Origin of the sequence: Hoyosella altamirensis (assembly GCF_014191505.1) — a bacterium.
GTDB lineage: Bacteria > Actinomycetota > Actinomycetes > Mycobacteriales > Mycobacteriaceae > Hoyosella > Hoyosella altamirensis.
This window is the reverse complement of record NZ_JACHWS010000002.1, coordinates 718,940-740,071: the sequence shown is the minus strand read 5'-3', so window position 1 is coordinate 740,071 and position 21,132 is coordinate 718,940. Positions and strand designations below refer to the sequence as shown.

The 21,132-nt window shown below is 61.9% G+C and carries 22 protein-coding genes; 10 read left to right on the top strand and 12 right to left on the bottom strand.

The annotated features are described in order from the left end of the window. Window positions 1-130: 130 nt before the first annotated feature. Entirely contained in the window at window positions 131-598 is a 468-nt protein-coding gene (locus FHU29_RS12240) for an SRPBCC family protein (protein ID WP_064440084.1), read from the top strand. Window positions 599-606: 8 nt separating this feature from the next. Here FHU29_RS12240 and FHU29_RS23680 read toward each other — a convergent pair whose 3' ends face one another. Genes FHU29_RS23680 through FHU29_RS12215 form a run of 5 tightly spaced genes read right to left on the bottom strand, consistent with a single transcriptional unit; the run spans window position 607 to window position 4,057 of the window. After that, window positions 607-1,575, bottom strand: coding sequence for a CopD family protein (locus FHU29_RS23680; RefSeq protein WP_064439924.1), 969 nt, complete (start codon window positions 1,573-1,575; stop codon window positions 607-609). A gap of 4 nt (window positions 1,576-1,579) precedes the next feature. Then, entirely contained in the window at window positions 1,580-2,149 is a 570-nt protein-coding gene (locus FHU29_RS12230; protein ID WP_064439923.1) for a copper resistance CopC family protein, read from the bottom strand. Continuing rightward, a complete protein-coding gene (locus FHU29_RS12225) occupies window positions 2,150-2,773 on the bottom strand; it encodes a YcnI family copper-binding membrane protein (protein ID WP_064439922.1) in 624 nt (207 codons plus the stop codon). Between the two features lie 37 nt (window positions 2,774-2,810). Next, window positions 2,811-3,341: a hypothetical protein gene (locus FHU29_RS12220; RefSeq protein ID WP_064439921.1), complete on the bottom strand. Its 531-nt coding sequence runs from the start codon at window positions 3,339-3,341 to the stop codon at window positions 2,811-2,813. Between the two features lie 41 nt (window positions 3,342-3,382). After that, window positions 3,383-4,057, bottom strand: a complete 675-nt coding sequence (locus tag FHU29_RS12215; RefSeq protein ID WP_064439920.1) for a DUF6474 family protein — start codon at window positions 4,055-4,057, stop codon at window positions 3,383-3,385. 101 nt (window positions 4,058-4,158) lie between these two features. Here FHU29_RS12215 and FHU29_RS12210 point away from each other — a divergent pair, with 101 nt between their 5' ends. From FHU29_RS12210 to yidC, 3 genes are read left to right on the top strand one after another with little or no spacing between them, the layout of a single operon-like run. Beyond that, window positions 4,159-5,796 (top strand): TM0106 family RecB-like putative nuclease, encoded by a 1,638-nt coding sequence (locus FHU29_RS12210; protein WP_064439919.1) that lies wholly within the window; start codon window positions 4,159-4,161, stop codon window positions 5,794-5,796. Between the two features lie 58 nt (window positions 5,797-5,854). Next, window positions 5,855-6,163, top strand: a complete 309-nt coding sequence (locus FHU29_RS12205; RefSeq protein WP_064439918.1) for a hypothetical protein — start codon at window positions 5,855-5,857, stop codon at window positions 6,161-6,163. A gap of 42 nt (window positions 6,164-6,205) precedes the next feature. Further along, window positions 6,206-7,051 (top strand): membrane protein insertase YidC, encoded by an 846-nt coding sequence (gene yidC, locus FHU29_RS12200; RefSeq protein WP_232322939.1) that lies wholly within the window; start codon window positions 6,206-6,208, stop codon window positions 7,049-7,051. Window positions 7,052-7,111: 60 nt separating this feature from the next. Here the strand turns inward: yidC and ilvD are convergent, their stop codons facing one another. The 4 genes from ilvD to FHU29_RS12180 form a co-directional block, all read right to left on the bottom strand. Beyond that, window positions 7,112-8,818: a dihydroxy-acid dehydratase gene (gene ilvD / locus FHU29_RS12195; RefSeq protein WP_064439916.1), complete on the bottom strand. Its 1,707-nt coding sequence runs from the start codon at window positions 8,816-8,818 to the stop codon at window positions 7,112-7,114. Window positions 8,819-8,859: 41 nt separating this feature from the next. Further along, complete coding sequence (locus FHU29_RS12190; protein WP_064439915.1) at window positions 8,860-9,627, bottom strand: SDR family NAD(P)-dependent oxidoreductase; 768 nt, start codon at window positions 9,625-9,627, stop codon at window positions 8,860-8,862. 132 nt (window positions 9,628-9,759) lie between these two features. After that, window positions 9,760-11,379, bottom strand: coding sequence for a coiled-coil domain-containing protein (locus FHU29_RS12185; protein ID WP_064439914.1), 1,620 nt, complete (start codon window positions 11,377-11,379; stop codon window positions 9,760-9,762). A 271-nt stretch (window positions 11,380-11,650) separates the two neighbouring features. After that, the gene (locus FHU29_RS12180; protein WP_064439913.1) at window positions 11,651-12,175 is read right to left on the bottom strand and encodes a hypothetical protein; all 525 of its coding nucleotides are present in this window, start codon (window positions 12,173-12,175) and stop codon (window positions 11,651-11,653) included. A 216-nt stretch (window positions 12,176-12,391) separates the two neighbouring features. On the opposite strand from FHU29_RS12180, the gene mgtE reads away from it, so the two are divergent. After that, the gene (gene mgtE / locus FHU29_RS12175) at window positions 12,392-13,759 is read left to right on the top strand and encodes a magnesium transporter (RefSeq protein ID WP_064439912.1); all 1,368 of its coding nucleotides are present in this window, start codon (window positions 12,392-12,394) and stop codon (window positions 13,757-13,759) included. A gap of 55 nt (window positions 13,760-13,814) precedes the next feature. On the opposite strand, the gene FHU29_RS12170 is transcribed toward mgtE, so the two are convergent. Beyond that, the gene (locus FHU29_RS12170; protein ID WP_064439911.1) at window positions 13,815-14,438 is read right to left on the bottom strand and encodes a superoxide dismutase; all 624 of its coding nucleotides are present in this window, start codon (window positions 14,436-14,438) and stop codon (window positions 13,815-13,817) included. A 237-nt stretch (window positions 14,439-14,675) separates the two neighbouring features. Here FHU29_RS12170 and msrA point away from each other — a divergent pair, with 237 nt between their 5' ends. Continuing rightward, window positions 14,676-15,338 (top strand): peptide-methionine (S)-S-oxide reductase MsrA, encoded by a 663-nt coding sequence (msrA, locus tag FHU29_RS12165; protein WP_064439910.1) that lies wholly within the window; start codon window positions 14,676-14,678, stop codon window positions 15,336-15,338. A gap of 29 nt (window positions 15,339-15,367) precedes the next feature. Here msrA and FHU29_RS12160 read toward each other — a convergent pair whose 3' ends face one another. Together FHU29_RS12160 and FHU29_RS12155 are read right to left on the bottom strand one after the other, a co-directional pair. Continuing rightward, window positions 15,368-16,162 (bottom strand): ABC transporter permease, encoded by a 795-nt coding sequence (locus FHU29_RS12160; RefSeq protein ID WP_064439909.1) that lies wholly within the window; start codon window positions 16,160-16,162, stop codon window positions 15,368-15,370. Window positions 16,163-16,174: 12 nt separating this feature from the next. Next, window positions 16,175-17,146, bottom strand: a complete 972-nt coding sequence (locus FHU29_RS12155) for an ABC transporter ATP-binding protein (RefSeq protein WP_064439908.1) — start codon at window positions 17,144-17,146, stop codon at window positions 16,175-16,177. Between the two features lie 130 nt (window positions 17,147-17,276). Between FHU29_RS12155 and FHU29_RS12150 the strand changes: the two genes are divergently transcribed. From FHU29_RS12150 to FHU29_RS12135, 4 genes are all read left to right on the top strand, one after another. Further along, on the top strand, window positions 17,277-18,440 hold the full coding sequence (locus tag FHU29_RS12150; RefSeq protein ID WP_157095022.1) for a sensor histidine kinase: 1,164 nt from the start codon (window positions 17,277-17,279) through the stop codon (window positions 18,438-18,440). Further along, window positions 18,440-19,063 carry a response regulator transcription factor gene (locus FHU29_RS12145; protein WP_083962253.1) on the top strand — a complete coding sequence of 208 codons (624 nt, stop codon included), beginning with the start codon at window positions 18,440-18,442 and terminating at the stop codon, window positions 19,061-19,063. Before FHU29_RS12150 ends, FHU29_RS12145 begins: the two co-directional genes overlap by 1 nt. 321 nt (window positions 19,064-19,384) lie before the next feature. Then, window positions 19,385-19,705: a 2Fe-2S iron-sulfur cluster-binding protein gene (locus tag FHU29_RS12140; protein ID WP_064440082.1), complete on the top strand. Its 321-nt coding sequence runs from the start codon at window positions 19,385-19,387 to the stop codon at window positions 19,703-19,705. A 38-nt stretch (window positions 19,706-19,743) separates the two neighbouring features. Continuing rightward, window positions 19,744-21,132, top strand: coding sequence for a cytochrome P450 (locus FHU29_RS12135; RefSeq protein ID WP_198156528.1), 1,389 nt, complete (start codon window positions 19,744-19,746; stop codon window positions 21,130-21,132).

The window sequence follows — 21,132 nt, the reverse complement described above, 5'->3', positions numbered from 1 at the left end:
CTGAGACTGGCTGCAACCCGACCTTACCTGCGTCGCGGCCAGTGCACCGGGCACACGGATCCATCATGCCCCGCTGCGCGCCGAGATACGAACGTTATCTTAGTGGCGTGAGGGAGCTAAAGTGATCGCCATGGCCAAACAACCAGGTGACCCCGCTGATGTTGTGTCGATCCGGATCGAAGCTCCCCCGGAAAAAGTGTGGCACCTCGTCAGCGATCTGGCTCGTATGGGCCGCTACAGCCCCGAGAATCGAGGCGGCTGGTGGATCAAAGGTAAGCCGGGTGAGGCTGGCTCCTGGCTCCAGGGTTTCAACCGTCACCGCTTGGTGCCATGGCTGACACACGCGAAAGTCGTTGAATCACGCCGCCCGCACATCTTTGCTTTTGACGTGCTCGAGTCGCGAGCCCGATGGACATACCGGCTGGAAGCCGACGGCGAAGCGACAGTGGTCACCGAAACGAGGGAGATCACGAAGCGCCCATCGCTCCCGGTTCGCCTGTTTTCAGGCTCCGGCGTGATCGGCAAGGATCGCGATGAACTGATGACTGCGGGTATGCGGGCGACACTCGAAGCGATGAAGGCGGAACTAGAGGCCTGACGTCACGTCTACGGCGTAGTCGCCAGACTTGCTGCAAGGCCGAATGCGATCGCCATAATTGCAACCTCGGTTGCGGCTCGGCGCGCTGAGACATTCGCGTCGCCGCGATGGTTTCGTGCTGCCCCGACCCACACCTGCCGCCACCACCAGCCGAGCATGAAAAGACCGGACAGGACGATCGCCTTCCCGATCAGGACCTGTCCGTAGCCCGTGCTGACCAGTGCAGTTGGTGATTCCAGAAGAGCCGCAGCCGAGGCGATACCTGTCACGGCAACGACCGCGATGCAGATGGCGGCGAGCCTCGAAAACGCGGGCAGCGCGGTCGCCCACTCCCCGCGGGAGCGGGCGACCAGCGCGAGCGCGGCGAGCAGGCCGCACCACAGCGCCGCCGCGGCGGTATGCGCGGTGATCAATATGGCGGTGAGCGCCTGGTGCGATGCGTGCCCCGCGAGAGGCAGCGCGAGAACCCCAAGGAGTGCCACACAGGCCGCAGGAACGTCCCACTGGCGACGGGCCTCCGGAGAGGTTTGGCGGCAAACCAACACAGCCGCGACGCTGAGCAGAAGTGCGCAACCAATAACGAGAAGTGAGATCCGGCCCAGCAGGATGTGGACGTAGTACGTCGCGAGATCTTCGATACTGAGCGAAGCGACCGTGACGTCGGCCAGGTTCGCCGCCGACGCGGTGGCGCCCGCAAGTGCGGCAGCACCCCACGCGGCCGCGAACACTGAAATCAGGCGCCACCGCCGCACATCCCGCGCGGCGGCTCGTGCCCGCTGGCCGTGTTCGGTGCGGAGCAGCCACGGGTAGGCGCACAGACCTAGCGTGACGACTCCACAGCCGAGCGTGACCGCCCGGGTGAGGGCGGCTGTGGCCGCATCATGCTGCGCGATGAGAGTCGCAGCGACTGCGCCGCCGATGACAGCGGGCACGGCGGCCCACAACAGGTGGCGAGCATCCCGGGCGGTCTGAACCACGTGCTCAGGCCCGCTTGCTTGATGACTTCAGGATCAGCGCGATGCCGCCACCAAGGACGATGACCGCTCCCAGTACGAATGGCCATGCTGGAAGAGATGTGGTCTCCTCGGCGGTGGCGTCTGGATCGGCTGGTGCCGGAGCGGAGCCTTCCCCGGCAGTTTCCGTCGCGGGGGTGACTGGCTCGCCGCTACCGTCGGTGGTGAGCGTGAACTCCACCGTCCCGCTGACGGGATGGCTGTCAGCAGAGATGACGCGGTACGCGATCGTGTAAGTGCCAGCGGCTCCAGCACCTGCGACACCGACACTGACTGTGTCTCCCGAAACCTCAATGTCGTCATCCGACCATTGATTACCCTCGGCGTCGGTGAGTGTGATCGCAGCGAAAGACTCCTGCAACGGCTCGTTGAACTGAGCTGACACACGGTCGGGCAGTGCCTCGACCTCCAAGCCGGCCTCCGGGTTGCTCGCGACGAGTACCGCGTGTCCTGAGGCGGGCGCGGCGAAGCCAAGCATCATCAGCGCGCCGACGAATCCAGCGGCACACAAAGTGACAAAGCGACGCAGGAATAGCATCTAAGCGCGTCCTTTCCTGACGAAGGCACCGAACCCGAGCACAGCGCCTAGGGCTCCCAGCATGAGACCCGCTCCGCCGAGCCAGCGCGCCGTGTTGTCGGAGTATTCGCTCGAACTAGTAGCTGCCGGTTGCACTTCAGTGTTCGCGGTGAGTTGGACAACTGGCGCCGGGTACTCGGATTCTGAGCCCTCCTCGAACCACTCCACGAGGGTGCCATCGCTGTATGACTGTACGGTCGGCAGTGGCAGTATTTCTTCGCTGGGTAGCGGACCAACTGATAATCGGAACAGGCCGAACTGGCCGGGTGCTATCCCAGTTCCGTCCGCATTCTCCCATCGGACCTCGGTTGTTCCGCCGCTTTCTTGATCTCGGATGATCTCGGACGTCCAGCCGGGCATGGGTTCCGTTCGAACGGACCGCATCTCCGGCAGGGTGACGGCGAGTCCAGTCGTGCTTGCGTCATCTGATTCAGTCGGCACGCGGAATGTGAGAACGGTATAACCCCCGGATTCCGCTTCAGGTGCATCCACGGTGACGTGTGCACCCGCGAGTGGGGCGGAAGTGAGCATTAGCGAAATCGCCGCGCTGGTGACAACCAGCGCAGGCAGGATTCTTCTGTTCATGTTGTGTCGTCTCTCGGATAAGTGCGGTTGCTCGTGGTCAGACAACCACGGGCGGACCGCGCCAAGAGACACAGGAACCGAGGTGATCCGGCAGGCGCCGGGCTGTTTGGGAGCCTGGGATCCGCGGTGCGCCGGCGGCGCCATGCTTTACCGGGCCCACGACTAGAAACAGCAGCGCCTGCACCGTCGTGGAAACCATGTGGACCAGGTGATCGGCCCACATGAGCAGCAGTGCGCACAGCAGCGTGGCGACGGCGTGCGCGGACAGCATCGCCGCTGAGTCAGGTGGCGCAGCGGGCGTCGCCGCTTCCGCGACGCCGGCCACATGCGGATGCCCAGTGAGATGCAGGACTAGATGCCCAGCGGCCTGGCCGGCGCCGAGAACACCGGCGAGCTTCCACCATTGCCCCGAGGTGAACGCCGAAATAGCGTGACACCCAACGATCACCGCGATCGGTGCCAGCGCAATCAGGCCCGACGGGTCAAGGTGGCCGCCCGCAGCGCCGTGAGCGGCAAGGGTAATAGCCGCACACACCAGCGCCGTGGCAATGGACCGGCCGTTGGTCATGGGGAACTCACTGCAGCATCATGCGGTACAGGCTCGTGGCGCTAACGAACACCAAGGCGGGCAAGGAGATCCGCTTCGATTCCGTCGAGCTCCGTCGAGATCGCCTGATGTGCTGCACGCCGGCGCGGCGGTGCCATGCGTTCGGCAGCTCGGACCGCAGTACTGAGTTCCTCAAGGCGCCCTGAGATGGCCTGGGAGAACTGCTGCACTTCGGCGTTCTTCGGATCGCGGTCGTGAACCTCGCGGGTAGAAGCTTCAGCGCCCGCGATCCGGGCGCTGAGTTTTGCGCCGTGACCTGTGAACTTGCCGAGTTCGTCGAGCGGGACACCGAAATGGCGCGCGCGCCGTTCGTCGAGGAACCCGCGGGCGGCAGTGACACCGCGGTAAACCACGGGAACGAGGACTGGCGCCAGCACGCGGGTAACCCCGACGAACCGCCTTGCTCTGCTCACTGTCACTCGCCCTTCCGCTGCGGTGCGCGCCTGCTGCTCAGCAACCTTAACCTGCTTGTCGGCAAGCTTCATCTGAGCCTTCTCCGACCTGCGCTGCGTCTTGTCCTGCTGCCTGGCGAGCTTCCGTTCTTGCTTCAAGGCTTTGTTCCATTTTCTGGACTCGTTCTTTGCCGCGAGCTTTGCCTCCGTTTTTGCCTTCGCTTTGAGGGCTTTTGCCTCAGCTTTTCGCATAGCGCGACTGGGTTTCTTGCTGAACAAACCCATCCGAGTGTCCTCCCTATGGCGGCCGAATCCGTGACGATCGCATCTGGGCGCGACCTCTAGTATTCGCTACTACCCTAGGACAGCGAATATCCTTCGTCATCGTGAACCCGAAGTCTGGTGTCCGCATTTTGCTAGATGCGAACCTTTTGTCCCGCTGCCGCCACCGAGTGCACCTCGATGCCGCGGCCGCGAAGGGGCTCGTACCGGGGGTGCAGCGGCGCACCGTGCCCCCGGGCGTTCGTCAGCGTCAGGAAGCTGCGGCGCTGCACCGGACGGCTGTGCGTGAGGCGATGAGTGCACTTCACCACGACAGCTGGGTCACCGTCGATTCTGACCAGTCGGCCCGCGACCGCGAAGACGACACGTTGCGAGCATGCGCTTCGGGCGTGTCGTGGATCTGGGGAGCGCGACTCCCGCTGGGGCCGGATGGGCAGCGAGGCGGCTCCGAGATTCTCATGCGCGATAATGCTCGTGGCGGTTACGTGCCGATCATCGTGGTGAATCACAAGGTGACGGATCCAGGTTCGGGAGCGTTCACCTCGCCGCTCACCACGTTCACGCCGGGCAGTGACCCTACGCGTAAAGTTCGGAGTCAGTTGCGTGATCAGCTGCGTCTAGCCCACCTCTACCGGCTGCTCCAGGCCTCGGGGCTGGCGTCCCCGCAGGCTATCGGTGGTGCGATCGGATACGACGCCGATTGCATTCTGGTGCATGACCTCACCCGTGAGATCCCGTCATTCGGGCACAGCCTGCTCGATGAGTATGACGCGCGAATCACCGACCGCATTGCCGTCATCAATGGTGAAGTCGTGACACAGCCGACCCGGATCGGGGAATGCGGCTTGTGTGAGTGGTGGCCGCAATGCAACATCGACCTCACCCGGGACCGCGATGTTTCGCTTGTGGTCAACGGTGCGCAGGCAGACGCGATGCGCAGCGCTGGAGCCAGCACCATCGACGAACTCGCACGGTGGGAAGGGGAAGCGCCCGAGCAGTGGCCAGGCTCTGGTTTTGCGGACGCGAAGATATTCGCGCAGGCGTGGCTGCATGACGTCACGCTCGTCCGCAAGGTGAACCAGGTAAGCGCGCGACGTGCCGATGTCGAGGTCGATATCGATATGGAAAGCTACCAGGACCACGGGGCGTATCTCTGGGGGACGCTGCTGACCGAGCCCGGTAAACCCCCCGTATATCGTCCGTTCGTGACGTGGGACCCGTTGCCCACGCGGGACGAAGGCCGCAACTTCGCAGAGTTCTGGGACTGGCTGACGGGTGTTCGCCGCTCAGCTGCCCAGCGCGGACTGACGTTCGCTGCTTACTGCTACTCGAAGGCGGCGGAGAATCGATGGCTGCTTGATTCCGCAGACCGGTTCCGCGGGATGAACGATATGCCGCTGGTCTCAGAGATAGAGCACTTCATCGAATCGGATGAGTGGGTGGACATGTTCGAAGCCGTCGCTGAGCAGTTTCATTGCCCCCAGGGACGTGGGCTGAAGAAGATCGCACCGAATGCAGGATTCTCGTGGCGTGATCCCGAAGCAGGCGGTGAAGCGTCCATGATCTGGTACCGCGAGGCAGTGGGGTTCGAGGGTGATCCCGTCCTGGACCAGCGCACGCGCATACTGCAGTACAACGAGGACGACGTATGGGCGACTCGTGTGCTGCGTGAATGGATGACCAGCATGGCGACCGCGCAAGTGCCCAGCGTCGACGACCTCGCCGCCCAGATGCAGCGCTAGACGCTGAAGCATCGACACGACTCCCACCAGCGCGCACGCTGACGGGTATTCTGGGTCCGTGAGCAGCGGCGGGAATTTCCTGGGGCGCTTTGGTGCGTCCGCACTGTTGCCGTTGTTCGCGTTCTTCGGCGTGGTAATGCTGACGGTTCAGAGTCCCACGGCCGCGGTTGGTGCTGCGGCGGTGCTGCTCATTGTCGCGGTGTCGGCTCCGCGACCCATACGTGATCTCGTCGCCTATTTTGACTCCGCCGAATGGCCGTCTCCCGAGGCGCGGCGGCTTCGGGGGTCCTATCGCAGGCACAGTGCCGCTGATGCTCCGGGGCGACCCCGGAAAGCGCGTGCACCAGGTTCGGGTCTCTTCACCTGACCTCTGACCCTAATTCCTGCCGAACGTTTTTCGTTCGGCGGGTTGTGCACCGCGAAAAGGAAATTTATGTTCAATTTTGTTTACTACCCTATTTCAGGGATTCTGTGGGTTTGGCATTATCTGTTCCTCGAGATGGCGGGAATGGCTGCGGGGTTTTCCTGGACTTTGTCCATCGTGTTTTTGGTCTTCACCATTCGAGCATTGCTCTATCGGCCCACCGCTGCTCAAATGCGGTTGAGCATGCGGATGCAGCAACTGCGCCCGCAGTTCGATGCGCTGAAGAAACGTTACGGTAAGGACCGCCAGCGGTATGCGATGGAAGTGCAGAAACTCCAGAAGGAGCATGGCATTAACCCGCTCGCGGGATGCCTGCCAGTGTTAGTGCAAGCTTTTGCGTTCCTGGGGATCTTTCATGTTCTGCGATCATTCAATCGTACGGGTGCTGGTTTTGGGCAGTTAAGTATGTCGGCAGAATTAAATGCCAACACACCCAACTATCTATTCAGCGTCGATCACGTGCAGTCTTTCCTCAGCGCGCAGTTGTTCGGCAGTCCGCTTGGGGCGGCTGCGGTTGGGCCGCTTAGCGCGCCGGACGCATTCGCGGTGCTCGGTGTTACGCCCGCGGCCCCCGCAGTCGCAGCGTTAGCCATGGTCCTGGGCGTCGCTGCCGCGATCGTGACACATGTGAACGCCCGGACATCGATCGCGAGACAGACTCCGGAAACCGCAGCGAGCCCTCAGTCAATAATCATGAATCGATTGATGTTGTGGGCGTTCCCACTTGGGGCCCTCATTGCTGCACCGTTCATGCCGGTCGCTGTGCTGGTCTACCTAGTGAGCAACAACGCATGGACGTACGGCCAGCAGCGCTTCGTTTATCGACGATGATTCGCTGCAGGAAACTCGCTAGGGCGCCCCCGACGTTTCACAACGCACCTCTGGTGCGGATCATCCGCAGACGGCGCCATACGATGCCGAGCCGACGAGCTTCGAGTACTTGGCGAGAACGCCGCGTTCGTACCGAGGTGGCAGTGGTGCCCATCCCTCTTTGCGCTTCTCTAGTTCAGCCGGGTCAACGAGAACTTCAAGGGTGCCCGTACCAACGTCGAGCTGAATCTGGTCGCCGTCCCGAACGAATGCGATCGGGCCTCCGTCGACTGCTTCAGGCGCGATGTGCCCAACACACAGTCCCGTCGTGCCACCGGAGAAGCGGCCATCGGTGATGAGCAAGACATCCTTGCCGAGTCCCGCTCCTTTGATCGCGCCGGTGATCGCGAGCATCTCCCGCATCCCGGGGCCGCCCTTGGGGCCTTCGTAGCGGATGACAACCACATCGCCCGCGGCGATCGTGCCGTCTTCGAGCGCATCGAGCGCTGCCCGCTCGCGTTCAAACACTCGTGCGGTCCCGGTGAACACATCCGTGTCGAAGCCAGCCGACTTCACGACCGCACCGCCGGGAGCGAGCGATCCGTGCAGGATCGTGATCCCGCCGGTGGGATGTATTGGTTCGCTGAGGTAGCGCAGTACCTTGCCGTCCGGATCGGGCGGAGCAATCCCAGCGAGATTCTCCGCGAGCGTTTTCCCGGTGACCGTCATGCAATCACCATGCATGAGACCGGCATCGAGCAGTGCTTTCATCACGACGGGGATGCCCCCGAGTTTGTCGATGTCTGTCATCACGTACTGGCCGAAGGGTTTGACGTCAGCGAGATGCGGGACACGAGACCCGATTCGCTGAAAATCGTCGAGTGTTAAATCGACCTGGGCCTCGTGGGCAATTGCGAGCAAGTGCAACACCGCGTTGGTGGAGCCGCCTAGCGCCATCACTACCGCGATCGCGTTCTCGAAAGCTTCCTTGGTGAGGATGTCTTTCGTGGTGATACCGCGGCGCAGCAGGTTCACGACGGCCTCACCTGACCGCCGGGCGAACCCATCGCGGCGACGGTCAGTAGCTGGCGGAGCCGCGCTCCCGGGAAGCGACATGCCGAGTGCCTCGGCGGCGCTAGCCATTGTGTTGGCGGTGTACATTCCGCCGCATGCGCCTTCGCCCGGGCAGATTGCGCGTTCGATCGTGTCGACGTCCTCGCGTGTCATCAGTCCCCGCGCGCAGGCGCCGACAGCTTCGAAAGCGTCAATTATGGTGACTTCTTTTTCGGTGCCGTCGGACAGCTTCACCCACCCCGGAAGGATCGAGCCTGCGTAGAGGAAAACTGACGCCAGCTCGAGGCGGGCCGCCGCCATCAGCATCCCGGGAAGCGATTTATCGCATCCAGCGAGCAGTACCGACCCGTCGAGGCGTTCGGCGCACATCACGGTTTCCACGCTGTCCGCGATGACTTCTCGTGACACAAGCGAAAAGTGCATGCCTTCGTGGCCCATTGCGATGCCGTCTGACACGGAGATCGTGCCGAATTCAAGTGGGTATCCTGCCGCCGCGTGGACGCCATCCTTGACGGCTTTCGCTAGGCGATCAAGCGACAGGTTGCACGGCGTGATCTCGTTCCACGATGACGCGACACCTATTTGGGGTTTGGCGAAGTCCTCATCCGACATCCCGACCGCGCGGAGCATCCCCCGGGCAGCGGTTTTCTCGAGGCCATCTGTGACATCGCGGCTCCGTGGCTTGATGTCGACGTTCTGTCCGTTTGCCGTCATCGCTGCTCCTGCGTGGTCGGTGGGGCTGTTGCCTGGGCTGATTACCTCGGGGCCATACGGAGCGCACCATCCATACGGATAGTCTCCCCGTTGAGGTAGTCATGCTCAATGATCATCGTAGTGAGCTGCGCGAATTCCGCGGGGAGGGCGAGCCGGCGCGGGAATGGCACTCCAGCGCTCAGGCCCTTCCGGTACTCCTCGGTGACTCCGGCGAGCATGGGTGTGTCGACAATTCCAGGTGCAATTGTGTTCACTCGAATGCCGAACTGCGCGAGGTCCCGCGCTGCCGGGACAGTCATGCCATGCACCCCACCTTTTGAAGCGCTATAGGCGATCTGACCGACCTGACCCTCGAAAGCTGCTACGGACGCAGTGTTCACGATGACACCGCGCTGGCCGAAGTCGTCCATCGGAGTTGTCTCAGCCATCGCCTGCGCGGCAAGTCGCATGACGTTGAACGTTCCGATGAGGTTGACAGTGACGACTGTCCGGAAAAGTTCGAGGTCGTGCGGGCCCTGCTTGGAGAGGATCCGCCCCGCCCAGCCAACGCCAGCGCAGTTCACGGTGATGCGAAGTGGCTTCTCACTCGCGGACACCTGATCGACGGCCGCGGTGACATCACTGTCGCTGGTGACATCTGTGGCGATCAGTGTGACACCCGCTGGGGCGGAATCACCCGCACGGTCGATGGAGCTAGCGAGGTCGAGGCCGTAGACAGTCGCGCCCTTTTCGGTGAGAAGCGCGGCCGTAGCGGCTCCAAGACCTGAGGCTGCACCTGTGACGATTGCAGCGGTTCCTGAGATGTCCAATGCTGGTCCTCCCTGCGTGATCTGGAGTTACTGAGACGCTGTAACCAACTCTATGCCGGCGTCGAAACGCAACGTCGCCTGCACCCCTGAAAAAAGGGGTGCAGGCGACGAGGAAAGGGTGCAGCGCGGCGGCTAGTTCGTCCGGCGGCGGAGGAAGTACGTTCCCGCTGCGGCTGTTCCCGCGACACCCGCAGTGCCGAGAAGGATCACCGAAATCGGAATGGCACTGCCTGATGCGGCCTGGTCACCGAGTACGAGGCCGACTGGAGGGAGTTCGCCCGCGAGGGTGTCGTCGCTGGTCAAATAGTCGACAACCTCGAATGTCCCGTCGTCGTTGTAGAGGCCGGCGAGCACAATTCCCGTCGGACTCGAGACGACGATTGATTCGGACACCTTTGTGACGTCGACGTCCTCCAGTTTCTCTCCGCCCAGGTCGATATCGGCGGTGTCCTCTGTACCCTCCGTGATGGCCTTTCGCGCCTCTTCTTCTGCGAGCTTCGCGGCCTCGAGGTCTGCTTCGGCTTCAGCGAGCGCATTCGCTGCGGCGTCTGCATCCTCTTCCGCGAGCGCGGCTTGCTTCTTCGCGGTCTCGTAGCTTTCGTACGCTTCGGTGGCCTGCGCCTTGGCTTCCTCAGCAGCGGCAAGCTTCTCCCGTGCAGCCTGACGTTTCTCGGTGAGAATCTTGCGGGCTTCGGCAGAGTCGTCGGCGGCGGCTTCGAACTGTGTCAGGGCGGCGTTGTATTCCAGCTCTGCCTCGTCGGCAGCTGTTTTCGCGTCCTCGTATCGCCGCTCGGCTTCCGCATGCTCGGCCTGAGCTGATGTCAGCGTGTCGGTGGCGGCTGCGGCGGCCGCTCGTTTTTCCTCAGCGACGGATTTCGCCGCGTCGAGTTCTGCGGTGGCGGCGTGGAATTCTGCTTCTGCGGCAGCCTTGGCTTTAAGCTTCGCCTCGAGCTCTCGCTTGGCTGCGATCTTTTCGGTGCCATGCGCATTATGGAAGGCCTTTTTCGCCGCGGCGGCTTCCTCTTCGGCCTGCTTCAGATTTTCCTCGGCCTTGGAGACAGTCTGCTCGGCTTCTGCGACCGCCGCTTCTGCATCGGCGAGTTCTGCCTGCGTTTCCGCATCTGTCTCGCCCGCCGCCTTCATGCTGTCCTCCGCGGCCGCGAGGTCCTCTTTGGCGCTGTTAAGTTCCTGGTTCGCTGCATCGAGCTCAGCCTTAGCGGCACTGGCTTTAGCTTCCGCCTCAGCGGCCTGTGCCGCGGCTTCGCTGGCCTTCCGACGAGCCTCTTTGCGCTCCTCGACAGCACGGTCAGCCTCGACTGTGGCCTTTGTGTATTCGACGCTCTTTTCGGCGAGCCGCTTTTCTGCCTCGCTTGAAGCCTGCCCGGCTTCCTCCGCGGCCTTTTGGGACTCTTCGGCTGTCTGGCGCGCTTCGGCCGCTGCCTGTTCCTTTTCCGCGGTGTTCTTCTCCGCTTCTTCGAGGACATTCGTTTCGGTGGTGACGACGGTCGTCGCAGAGACCGAATTTTCGGGCGCCGGCTCGTTGACGGCGGTGCCGGCGTCATTCGTGAATGTTGATTCCGGCGGATCCACCGGTGCGGGTGGTGCCGTGGGCTCAATCGGCTGTGCCGTCGTTTCACCTTCGCCGTGTTCATCTTCTGCCATGGCAATGGCGGGGAGTGCTACCCCCGCTGAAACCGCCAGTGCTGCAGCGACGGTGAGCGCACGGATGCGACGGGATGGTGTCACAGGCATAGCGGGGTTGCTCCTTCGAGAAGGCGGGATTCTGCGTGCGAATTTGAATGGGGCGAAATGGTCAATCTCGAGGCAATCGTGATCATCCCCGTTGGGAGAAGTTTCGCTGAGGCTGACGCTTCTGTTACTGCGAACTTAACGCGTCTACCTGAGTGTGATCCAAATCACATAGCTTTGTCGTCTGACTAGCCGACACTGAGACACGAACCGTTCATCAGCTGTCGGCAAATTAGAGGACAACGGCCCAAGGGCCCAATGACCCAAGGGCCATTCAGGCAGCTAGGAGCATTGCCAGTACCGCTGTATCTGGATGCTCGTTCGGGTCGACGCCAATTCGGGTGACAAGCGAGGTTACGGTGCCGTCCGCTTCGGCCTCCGCCCACGTTGCCCGATGCTCCAGCCCGAGATGTGGCAAACCCGGAAGAAGTAAGCACCCCGATGCCGCACCATTGCATTCGGGCAGTGAGGGTGTGGTCTCAGACGGTGGATGCAGCATCAGCAGGGCCGGCGGCTGCTCACTGGCGAAAACGCCGGGGGTGAGAGCTTGATCACCTAGCACTGTCCCGGCGGCGAAAAGCAGGCCCACGACATCGGGGATGGAGGTTTCTGGGTGATCCTCACGCGCGCCGAAGACCGTCGATGTGGGCAAAAGTCCTGGGAGAGAAGCAACCCGGACGGCGAGCACGAGTAGCTGGGCCCATTCTTTGGTGCTTTCCGGCCAGCGTCCGCTGAGCAGGAAACCCTTCAGAGTGCCGCCTTGTTCGAACGGTGACATCTCTACTGTGTCCCGATTCATTGCTACCTCCTGCTTTTCCGGAGAGACCTCCCGATCGGCCGGTTGGGTTGGCGAAAGACCTGGTGATAGGACTATGAACAATTATCCCGCTGTCACACAAGGCTATGCGAGTGCTAACCGTGTTCGCGGGCTGTACATGCTCATGCAACGTATTCGTGCCAAAGTGGGAAGGCTGGGTTTGGATGGTGGGCGGAAGCGAGCAGGAGAGGATGGCGCGTGGTCACTGAAGATCTCGATGCAGTGGTAGACGATTGGCCTGACCGGATCCGTGAGGGCTCCTTATCTGCTGTTGCACGTCAAGCCGCTGATTTATCCCTTCCTGACTTGGTCTGGGTGCTGGAACGGTTACGCGTCCGCGACCGCGCCATTGTGTTCCGGTTGCTCCCGAAAAGTCTTGCGCACGAGGTGTTCGAACGTTTCGACGATGGACTCAAGGGCGAACTGTTCACGAGTCTGCGGGACGACCAGGTTGTGTCGCTGTTCTCGGACCTCGATCCGGATGATCGCGTCCACGTCATGGATGAGTTGCCCGCGACCGTCGCGAAGAAGCTGCTGCAGGGCCTCTCCAAGCATGAGCGGGAACTCACCGCCCCGATCCTCGGTTACGACCGCGGTTCGATCGGCCGCTGGATGAGCACCGAGTTCGTGCGCGTACTCGAAGGCCAGACCGTCGCAGCCGCGCTGATGCAGATCCGGCAGCGGGGCAGGGATGCGGAGACGATCTACACCGTTCCGGTGACAGATACGGCGAAGCGCCTCGTTGGCGTTGTGAGCTTGCGAGAATTGATGCTGGCGGACCCAGAGATCCTCGTCAGCGAAGTGATGAACGAGCCGATCAGCGTGACCGCCTCCGAAGCTGACGAGACTGCAGCGAGATTGTGTCTCGACGCGCAAGTCTTGGCGCTGCCTGTGGTCGACAAAGAGGACAGGCTCGTGGGGATCCTCACTGTCGACGATGCCGTGCGCATCACCGCGGTCGCAGAGGAAGAGGACGCCGCCCGCGCAGGTGCTATGGAGCCCCTGGGCAGGCCCTATTTGTCGACGCCCGTGCGTACCCTTGTCCGCACGCGTGTCGTATGGCTGCTGCTGCTCGCGGTTTCCGCGGTAGCCACGGTGGGTGTGCTCGACCACTTCGAGGACGATCTGGCCGCTGTAGTGACGCTGGCGGTCTTCATCCCGCTTCTCATCGGAACGGGCGGTAACACGGGTTCGCAGGCCGCGGTCACAATTACTCGCGCGCTGGCGCTGGGTGATGTTCGAGCGAGAGACGTCGGGGTCGTCCTTTTCCGCGAGGTTCGGACGGGCGCCGTCTTGGGTGCACTACTCGGCACGCTCGCGCTTGGCGCGATCAGCCTGGTAGCGGTATTCGTCGATGGCTATACTGCGGAAATAGGGGTTGTTGTAGCCGCTTCCATGCTCGCGATCTGTACGCTCGCCGCCTCGGTGGGTGGCGTGATTCCGTTGTTCGCGAAGGCTGTGAAGATCGACCCGGCGGTCATGTCGACGCCATTCATTGCGACGTTTGTTGATGCCACAGGGCTTATCCTCTACTTCGTGATTGCGAAGTTGGTCCTGGGCATTTAGTAGTGAAGCATTTTCCCTCCTCGTGAGGGAAAATGCTTCACTCTCTCGTGCGGTTCTAGACGATGAGGCCGTTGGCCTGGGAGCGCGCGCGGTCGAAGCGCGCGGCGACATCGTTCCAGTTCACGATGTTCCAGAAGGCGTTGACGTAGTCCGCCTTGACGTTCTTGTACTGCAGGTAGAAGGCGTGCTCCCACATATCGAGCATCAGCAGCGGTGTGAGACCAATCGGGATATTGCCCTGCTGGTCGAAGAGCTGAACGATGATCGGGCGCTGGCCAATCGAGTCATATGCGAGGATCGACCAGCCGGAGCCCTGAATCGCGTTAGCGTTCGCGCTGAAGTGTGCCCGGAACTTGTCAAATGAACCGAAGTGCTCATCGATAGCGGCTGCTAGTTCGCCCTCGGGCTTGTCGCCGCCGTCCGGAGAGAGGTTATTCCAGAACACCGAGTGATTGGTGTGGCCACCGAGATGGAACGCAAGGTTCTTCTCGTGAAGGTTCACCACAGCGGCGAGTGTGTCGTTCTCACGCGCTTCAGCGAGCTTCTCGAGTGCGGTGTTTGCGCCCGTCACGTAGGTCTGGTGGTGCTTGGAATGGTGGAGCTCCATGATCTGGCCCGAGATGTGGGGTTCCAGAGCGGAGTAGTCGTACGGCAGATCCGGAAGCGTGTAGACAGCCACGAGTGTCCTTTCTACGCGAGCCTGCGGGCCGCCTGCAGGTAAATGCAGATGCCCGCAGCGCGGACTGTTGAGTTTTTCCAATACCGTGCCAACTCTTCTTGATCGACACACTTTCTGCAACAACTTCGCCCTCAGCGAATTCCGCGTATGAAAAAGTTCGGGTATCCGAATTAAATTACGTCGGACATCAATCTTTCGGTCGGGCAGAGAGCATCGGGGAACGCGTAGCATCGCAGTATGTCGTGGTTCGATGAACTCACAGGCCGGAAGAAGACGACTATGGTGACGCCTGAGCAGGCTCTCCCTGGCAGGGACACACCGCTGCGGATCTCGGGTGTGCACGCGGTAAACGGCGCTCGAATCGTTCCGCCGTTCCCTGCCAAAACGGAGACAGCTGTGGTGGGTGAGGGCTGTTTCTGGGGTGTTGAACGGATCTTCTGGAAACTGCCTGGCGTGCACGCGACGGCGGTCGGATACGCAGGCGGGTATACACCCAACCCGACGTACGAGGAAGTGTGCACAGGCCTCACCGGTCATAACGAAGTTGTACTGGTGGTGTTTGATCTGGAGGCGATCAGCTACGCGCAGATCCTCCGCAACTTCTGGGAAAGCCACGACCCGACGCAGGGGATGCGCCAGGGCAACGACGTAGGCACCCAGTACCGCTCAGCGATCTACACAATCGGAGATGAGCAGGGTGCAGCGGCTCAGGCATCCGCCGAGGAGTACCAGAAGGCGCTCACCAAGGCGGGATACGGCCGGATCACCACCGAGATCGCGCCGCTGACCTCCTTCTATTACGCGGAGGAGTTTCACCAGCAATACCTGCACAAGAACCCGGCCGGGTATTGCGGGCTCGGAGGCACGGGAGTCAGCTGCCCAGTGGGCCTCGGCGCCTAGCCGCCTCCCGCGCTTCTACGGAGGAGCCGTCAGCTCCGAGGTTCCCAGCGCCAGCGTTTCCGGGCAACCGACACCGCGATCCACGTCCACAGGGCCGTGATCAACAGTGCGCTGACAAGTGGCGGCAACGCGGTCAGTGCGCCCTGCGCGATCACATCCTCGGAGGCACCCATACCGCGTGCGAGCAGGCTGGTCAGGGAGGCGAACGGGATCGCGCTGACGAGGCGGCCCTGCATCTCGTCAAGTGGCTGCAGCACCAGGTTCGCGCCTACTGCTCCGAGGATGATTAGCGGCATGACCGTCCACTGCACCCGCTCGATGTTCGGCGCGACACTGCCAGTCGCGACTCCCGCGGCAACAGCGAGCACGGCGGTGCCGAGGAGCGCGAGCACCACATACCCCGGCTGCTGCGGGAAGGGAGCTCCCAGTGCGAGGCATCCGCCAAGCACGATGAGTCCCTGCACGGTACCGATGAGAATTAGTGGTCCGGCGATGGCGCTCAGCATTTGTGCCGGAGCTAATTCGCTCGTCCGCAGCCGCTTGAACAGTTGTGTTTCGCGCCGCGCCGTCACCACCGATGCGCTCGTCACGTATACCGAGAACAACAACGCGAGAATGCACATCGGTGCGGCGATCTGCGCCCACTGCTCCGACGTCTCAGGCTGAGCGAGAATCGGGAAGATCATTACGAACGCCGGCGCGAACACCATGGTTAAGAGGGTGACTCGCTGGCGCACGATCATCGTAAGTTCAAAACGCATCATCCGCAGCGTGCGGGTGATCGGATGGACGAGCACGGGCGCTGGAGGTGCTGTGGTTGTCATGTGCTTGGCTCCTTAGTTGAGCGGCTGGCCGCTGATGTCGAGAAACACTTCTTCCAGCGACGCCGGTGTGGCGCGCAGGGGACCGAGACGCACCCCGGACGTGTCGGCTGCATTCATGAGCCACGTGAGGGCGAGTTGCTGGTCGGTGCTTTCGAGAACAAGTACGTCTTTCCCGCGCTGTGTCTCACGGCGCATCTCGACACCATCCGGTGGGCGATGATGCGCTGGCGGCCAATAAATGTCGTCGAGTTCCACGGTGACGCGCGAGGGGCGGCTCGCGAGAACTTCGCTGAGCGTTCCGGTTACCGCGATTTCACCGCCATGCATAATCGCGACGCGATCAGCGAGCGCCTCGGCTTCCTCGAGGTAATGCGTCGTCAGAACGACTGTTGTTCCCGCCCCGCGCAAGTCACTGATGACAGACCACAAGGTTCGCCGCGATTCCGGGTCGAGGCCGGTCGTCGGCTCATCGAGAATGATGAGTTCCGGGTTGCCCCAGATCGCCAGGGCAAGATCCAGGCGCCGCCGCTCACCGCCAGAAAGGGACGTCACTGTGTGGCTGGCACGGTGATCGAGGCCGACCGTGTGGAGTACGCGATCGACGTCGTCAGTGCGGGACGACAGGGATTTCCACAGTTTGACCGTCGCGGTGACGCTGATTTCACCGAAGAAGCCAGCTTCCTGCAGCACCACACCAGTGCGGGCACGGACGGTGCCTGGATGTTGGCGCGGATCTGTGCCGAAGACCTTCAGTTCTCCGTCCTCTTTGGCACGGAAGCCTTGGAGAATCTCGAGTGTCGTTGTCTTCCCAGCGCCGTTTGTGCCGAGCAGCGCGAATATCTCGCCGCGCTGAACTTGCAGGTCGACGGAGTTCACTGCGCGGTGCGCGCCGTACGAGTAACAAATGCCGCGCGCATCGATCACTGCATCGTGGGACGCGTTTACGGCGCCGACTGTGTGGTGTGGGGACGCAAGCCTTTCCATGCATTCAGCGTCGCGTTCGCCAGGAGTGTTCGTTAGTCCGCGATGTCACCGGCTTGCCATGACAAATGTCAGTGCGAAATCGTGACCGCCGCATACGTCCTGGCTGCGTGGCTCTGCAAGAATCGACAGAGTGACCACGCTGATGTCGCGGACGTGGCATTCCCGCACCCAAGTCGATCGTGTAGCGCTCTACACGATCGGCTCGCTGCACACGATCGCGTGGATGTTCGTGGTGGTGTTCCTCGTTGGCCTCGGTGTACCCCGAACGCCGTCCGAATTCGCGGGCTTCGCGGTGCTTCTCGCTACTGGGGGAACAGCGGCGTATGTGCTCCAGCTCGGCATCCGGCGCAACAGGCACGGTACGGCTGTAGCGGCCTGGCCGTTCGCCGTTCTCGCCTTGCTGGTAGCTGCAGCGGTTCTGGTTGCCGCTCTTGGGAGTGGAGACACGGAAAACTGGGAGCTCCAGGTGTCCCACGCAGCGCTCCTCCTTGGTGTCCTAGCGGTATCGCCGCTGGCTTCAGGGCGCCGAGCTGCCGTAATTGCGGTTGGGGCGGGTCTAACTTCGTATGTGATCGTCGGGGAAGCGCCGCTCGCTGTGCTTCTCGGCGGGGCAGCGATGTTCCTGATCGCCACGACACGTATCTCCCTGTGGATGCTGCGAGTCGTGGATGAACTCGATGCCGCGCGGGCGAAAGAAGCGGCGCTCTCGGTGGCAGAAGAACGGCTGCGTTTCGCGCGGGACCTGCATGATGTTGTGGGGCGGGCACTTTCCGTGATCAGCGTAAAAAGCGAGCTTGCCACTGTGCTGGCCGAAAGGGACATTGAGCGCGCTGCAGACCAGATGCGGGAAGTCCGGGAACTCGCGAACGACTCACTGCGTGAAATGCGTCAACTTGTTCGCGGCTACCGCGGACTCGATCTCGCCGCTGAAGTTGACGGTGCACGCGCGCTGCTGCAGTCGGCAGGCATCGACGTGACGGTCGAGGGGGACGTCGCGGACGTACCGGAGGGGTTCCGCGAGGCCGCGGCATGGATGGTGCGCGAAGGCGTAACGAATATCCTGCGGCACTCCGTTGCGCGCACCTGCACCATCATGGTTGCCGCGGGCGCCATTTCGCTCCGCAACGACGGTGTGCCGTCACGAGAAACAGACGACGGTGCCTCGAAACACGGCAATGGGCTGGCCGGGCTGTCCGAGCGGATGAACGCGGCAGGTGCCGCGCTAGTTTCCCGGCACACAGGTAGTGAGTTTGAGCTTCGCGCCGAATTTCCGCACACCAAAAGGGAGACGTAGTGGACGACGGTCGCGCGGTAATCAGCGTTCTTCTCGCCGATGACGAAAACCTCATACGCGCGGCATTGCGCACCATGCTCGACCTTGAATCAGACATCGACGTCGTCGCCGAAGCCTCTACCGGGGACGAAGCGCTGAGCAAAGCACGAGCATTTACTCCGGACATCGCGGTGCTTGACCTGCAGATGCCCGTGCTTGACGGGGTAGAGGTGGCCGAGCGGCTCCGTGAACATCTTCCGAACTGCGGCGTCGTCATCGTCACCAGCCACGGCCGCCCCGGTTACCTCAAGCGTGCTCTCAGTGTCGGCGCGCGGGGATTCCTGCCCAAGACAACGTCGGCAAGCACCCTTGCGGACGTGATCCGCAAAGTCGCGGCGGGCGGCCGTTTCGTCGACCCCGAGATCGCGGCTGAAGCGATCAGCGCTGGCGACAGTCCCCTCACCCCTCGGGAGGCCGACGTTCTCGAACACGCGGCAGAAGGTGCTTCCGTCGAAGAAATCGCACGTCGGGTGTCGCTCACAGCAGGGACGACACGCAACTATCTGTCGTCGGCGGTGTCGAAACTCGGCGCGGCGAATCGATATGAGGCGTGTGTGATCGCGCGGCGGTTCGGGTGGATTTGAGGGGGTGTTTGCTGTGGAGCCCGGAACCCCTGGCTTTCCGCCCACCTCTCAGCGACATTAGAGTGCGGCGCTGCAGGGCAGTTCGCGATCCAGGCTGCGGTCGGTGTAGAGCACCCCGCTGTCGGGCATGGACTCCGAGGGTTCAGTTGTTTCGCAACCGGGCGAGAGTAAGTTTTACACGTCGAGCCTCCTTGTCAAAGAAAAATATGTATGCGACTGTATGTAAAGCTCTGGCAGGCTGCAGAGCGTCGGGCCATGCTTCAACGGGGCAACATGGCTGCTCTGACCTTTTATTGCGCCTCGGTCATCGAAGACAGGGACATGGGAACAATCACTTTCGTTTCGCACGACGGCGAATCGCAAGAAGCTGAGATCGCCGAGGGACAGTCGTTGATGCAGGTCGCGACCAGCAACGGAATCGCTGGTATTGATGGTGACTGCGGCGGCGAGGCCGCCTGCGGTACGTGCCACGTCATTCTCGAAGCACAGTGGTTCGGTAAGACCGGTGATCAGAGCGACGAAGAGTTGCAGATGCTCGACATGACGCCGGAGCGCGAGGCGACATCGCGGCTCGCGTGCCAGATCAACGTCTCCGCAGCCCTGGACGGAATGGCCGTCAAGCTTCCCGAATTCCAGATGTAAACCTGACACTCTCGAACTACAACGAGGTAGGCGACATGATTGACGTTATTGGTCAGGTCAGAAGCAAGGTCGAGCAGGTCGTCCCGATCGACCTCCTGGTCCGCGGAGCACACGTGTACAACCGTGCGCGCCGGGTCGTGGACGCGAGGGAACGGCCACCGATCTTCCCCGAAACCCGCATCCCTGACGGCGCGGAAATTTCACTGGCAGAAATCGATACGAGCAACCCGTTCCTCTATCGACAGGGGCAATGGCTTACGCACTTCAAGCGCTTGCGCGACGAGTCTCCAGTCCATTTCCAGAAGGAAAGTCCGTTTGGACCTTTCTGGTCGGTCACTCGCTACGAGGACATCCTCGCGATGGACAAAAACCATCACGTATTCTCCGCCGAGCCGTACATCATCATCGGCAAACCCCCAGCGGGCTTCGACATCAAGATGTTCATCGCGATGGACCCGCCGCAGCATGACGTGCAGCGTTCAGCGGTGCAGGGTGTTGTAGCGCCCAAGAATCTCAAACAGATGGAGCAACTGATCCGCTCCCGAGTTCAGGAAGTGCTCGACGAACTGCCGGTCGGCGAGCCGTTCAACTGGGTGGACCGAGTCTCAATCGAGCTGACCGGCCGCATGCTCGCGACGTTGCTGGACTACCCGTACGACGATCGCCGGGAGCTGACGAAAATCTCCGACCTGACTTCCGGCATCCCGGGAGCGACGGGTGGGACGTCGGACCTCGATGAAACGTTCTCAGCTGCGGTCCCGCTCCTCCGCAAGGTCATGCATCTCTGGGATGAGAAGAAAGCGCGGATCGAGGCAGGTGAGACGCCGGGCTTCGACCTGATCAGCCTGATGCTCTCGGATGAGAACACAAAGAACATGAACCACCGTCCGATGGAGTTCCTCGGAAACTGGATACTGCTGGTTGTGGGCGGAAACGATACGACCCGTAACTCGATGAGCGGTGGCGTGTACGCGCTCAACAAGTTCCCCGACGAGTTCGCCAAGCTCAAGGCCAACCCGAAGCTAATCCCGAACATGGTGTCGGAGATCATCCGCTGGCAGACGCCGCTGGCGTACATGGCACGCCGGGCTAAAGAAGACACTGTTCTTCGCGGCCAGCAGATCAAAAAGGGCGACAAGCTCATCATGTGGTACGCCTCGGCAAACCGCGACGAGCGCCATTTCGAAAATCCGGACCAGCTCGTCATCGACCGCCCAAATGCGCGAAACCACATCGCCTTCGGATTCGGTGTGCACCGCTGCATGGGTAATCGCCTCGCGGAAATGCAGCTGCGCATTCTGTGGGAGGAACTGCTTGACCGCTTCGAAGACATCGAGGTACTCGAGGAGCCGGAGATCGTGCAATCGACCTTCGTGCGCGGTTATTCCAAGCTGATGGTCAAACTGACCAGAAAACAGCAGGTGTAA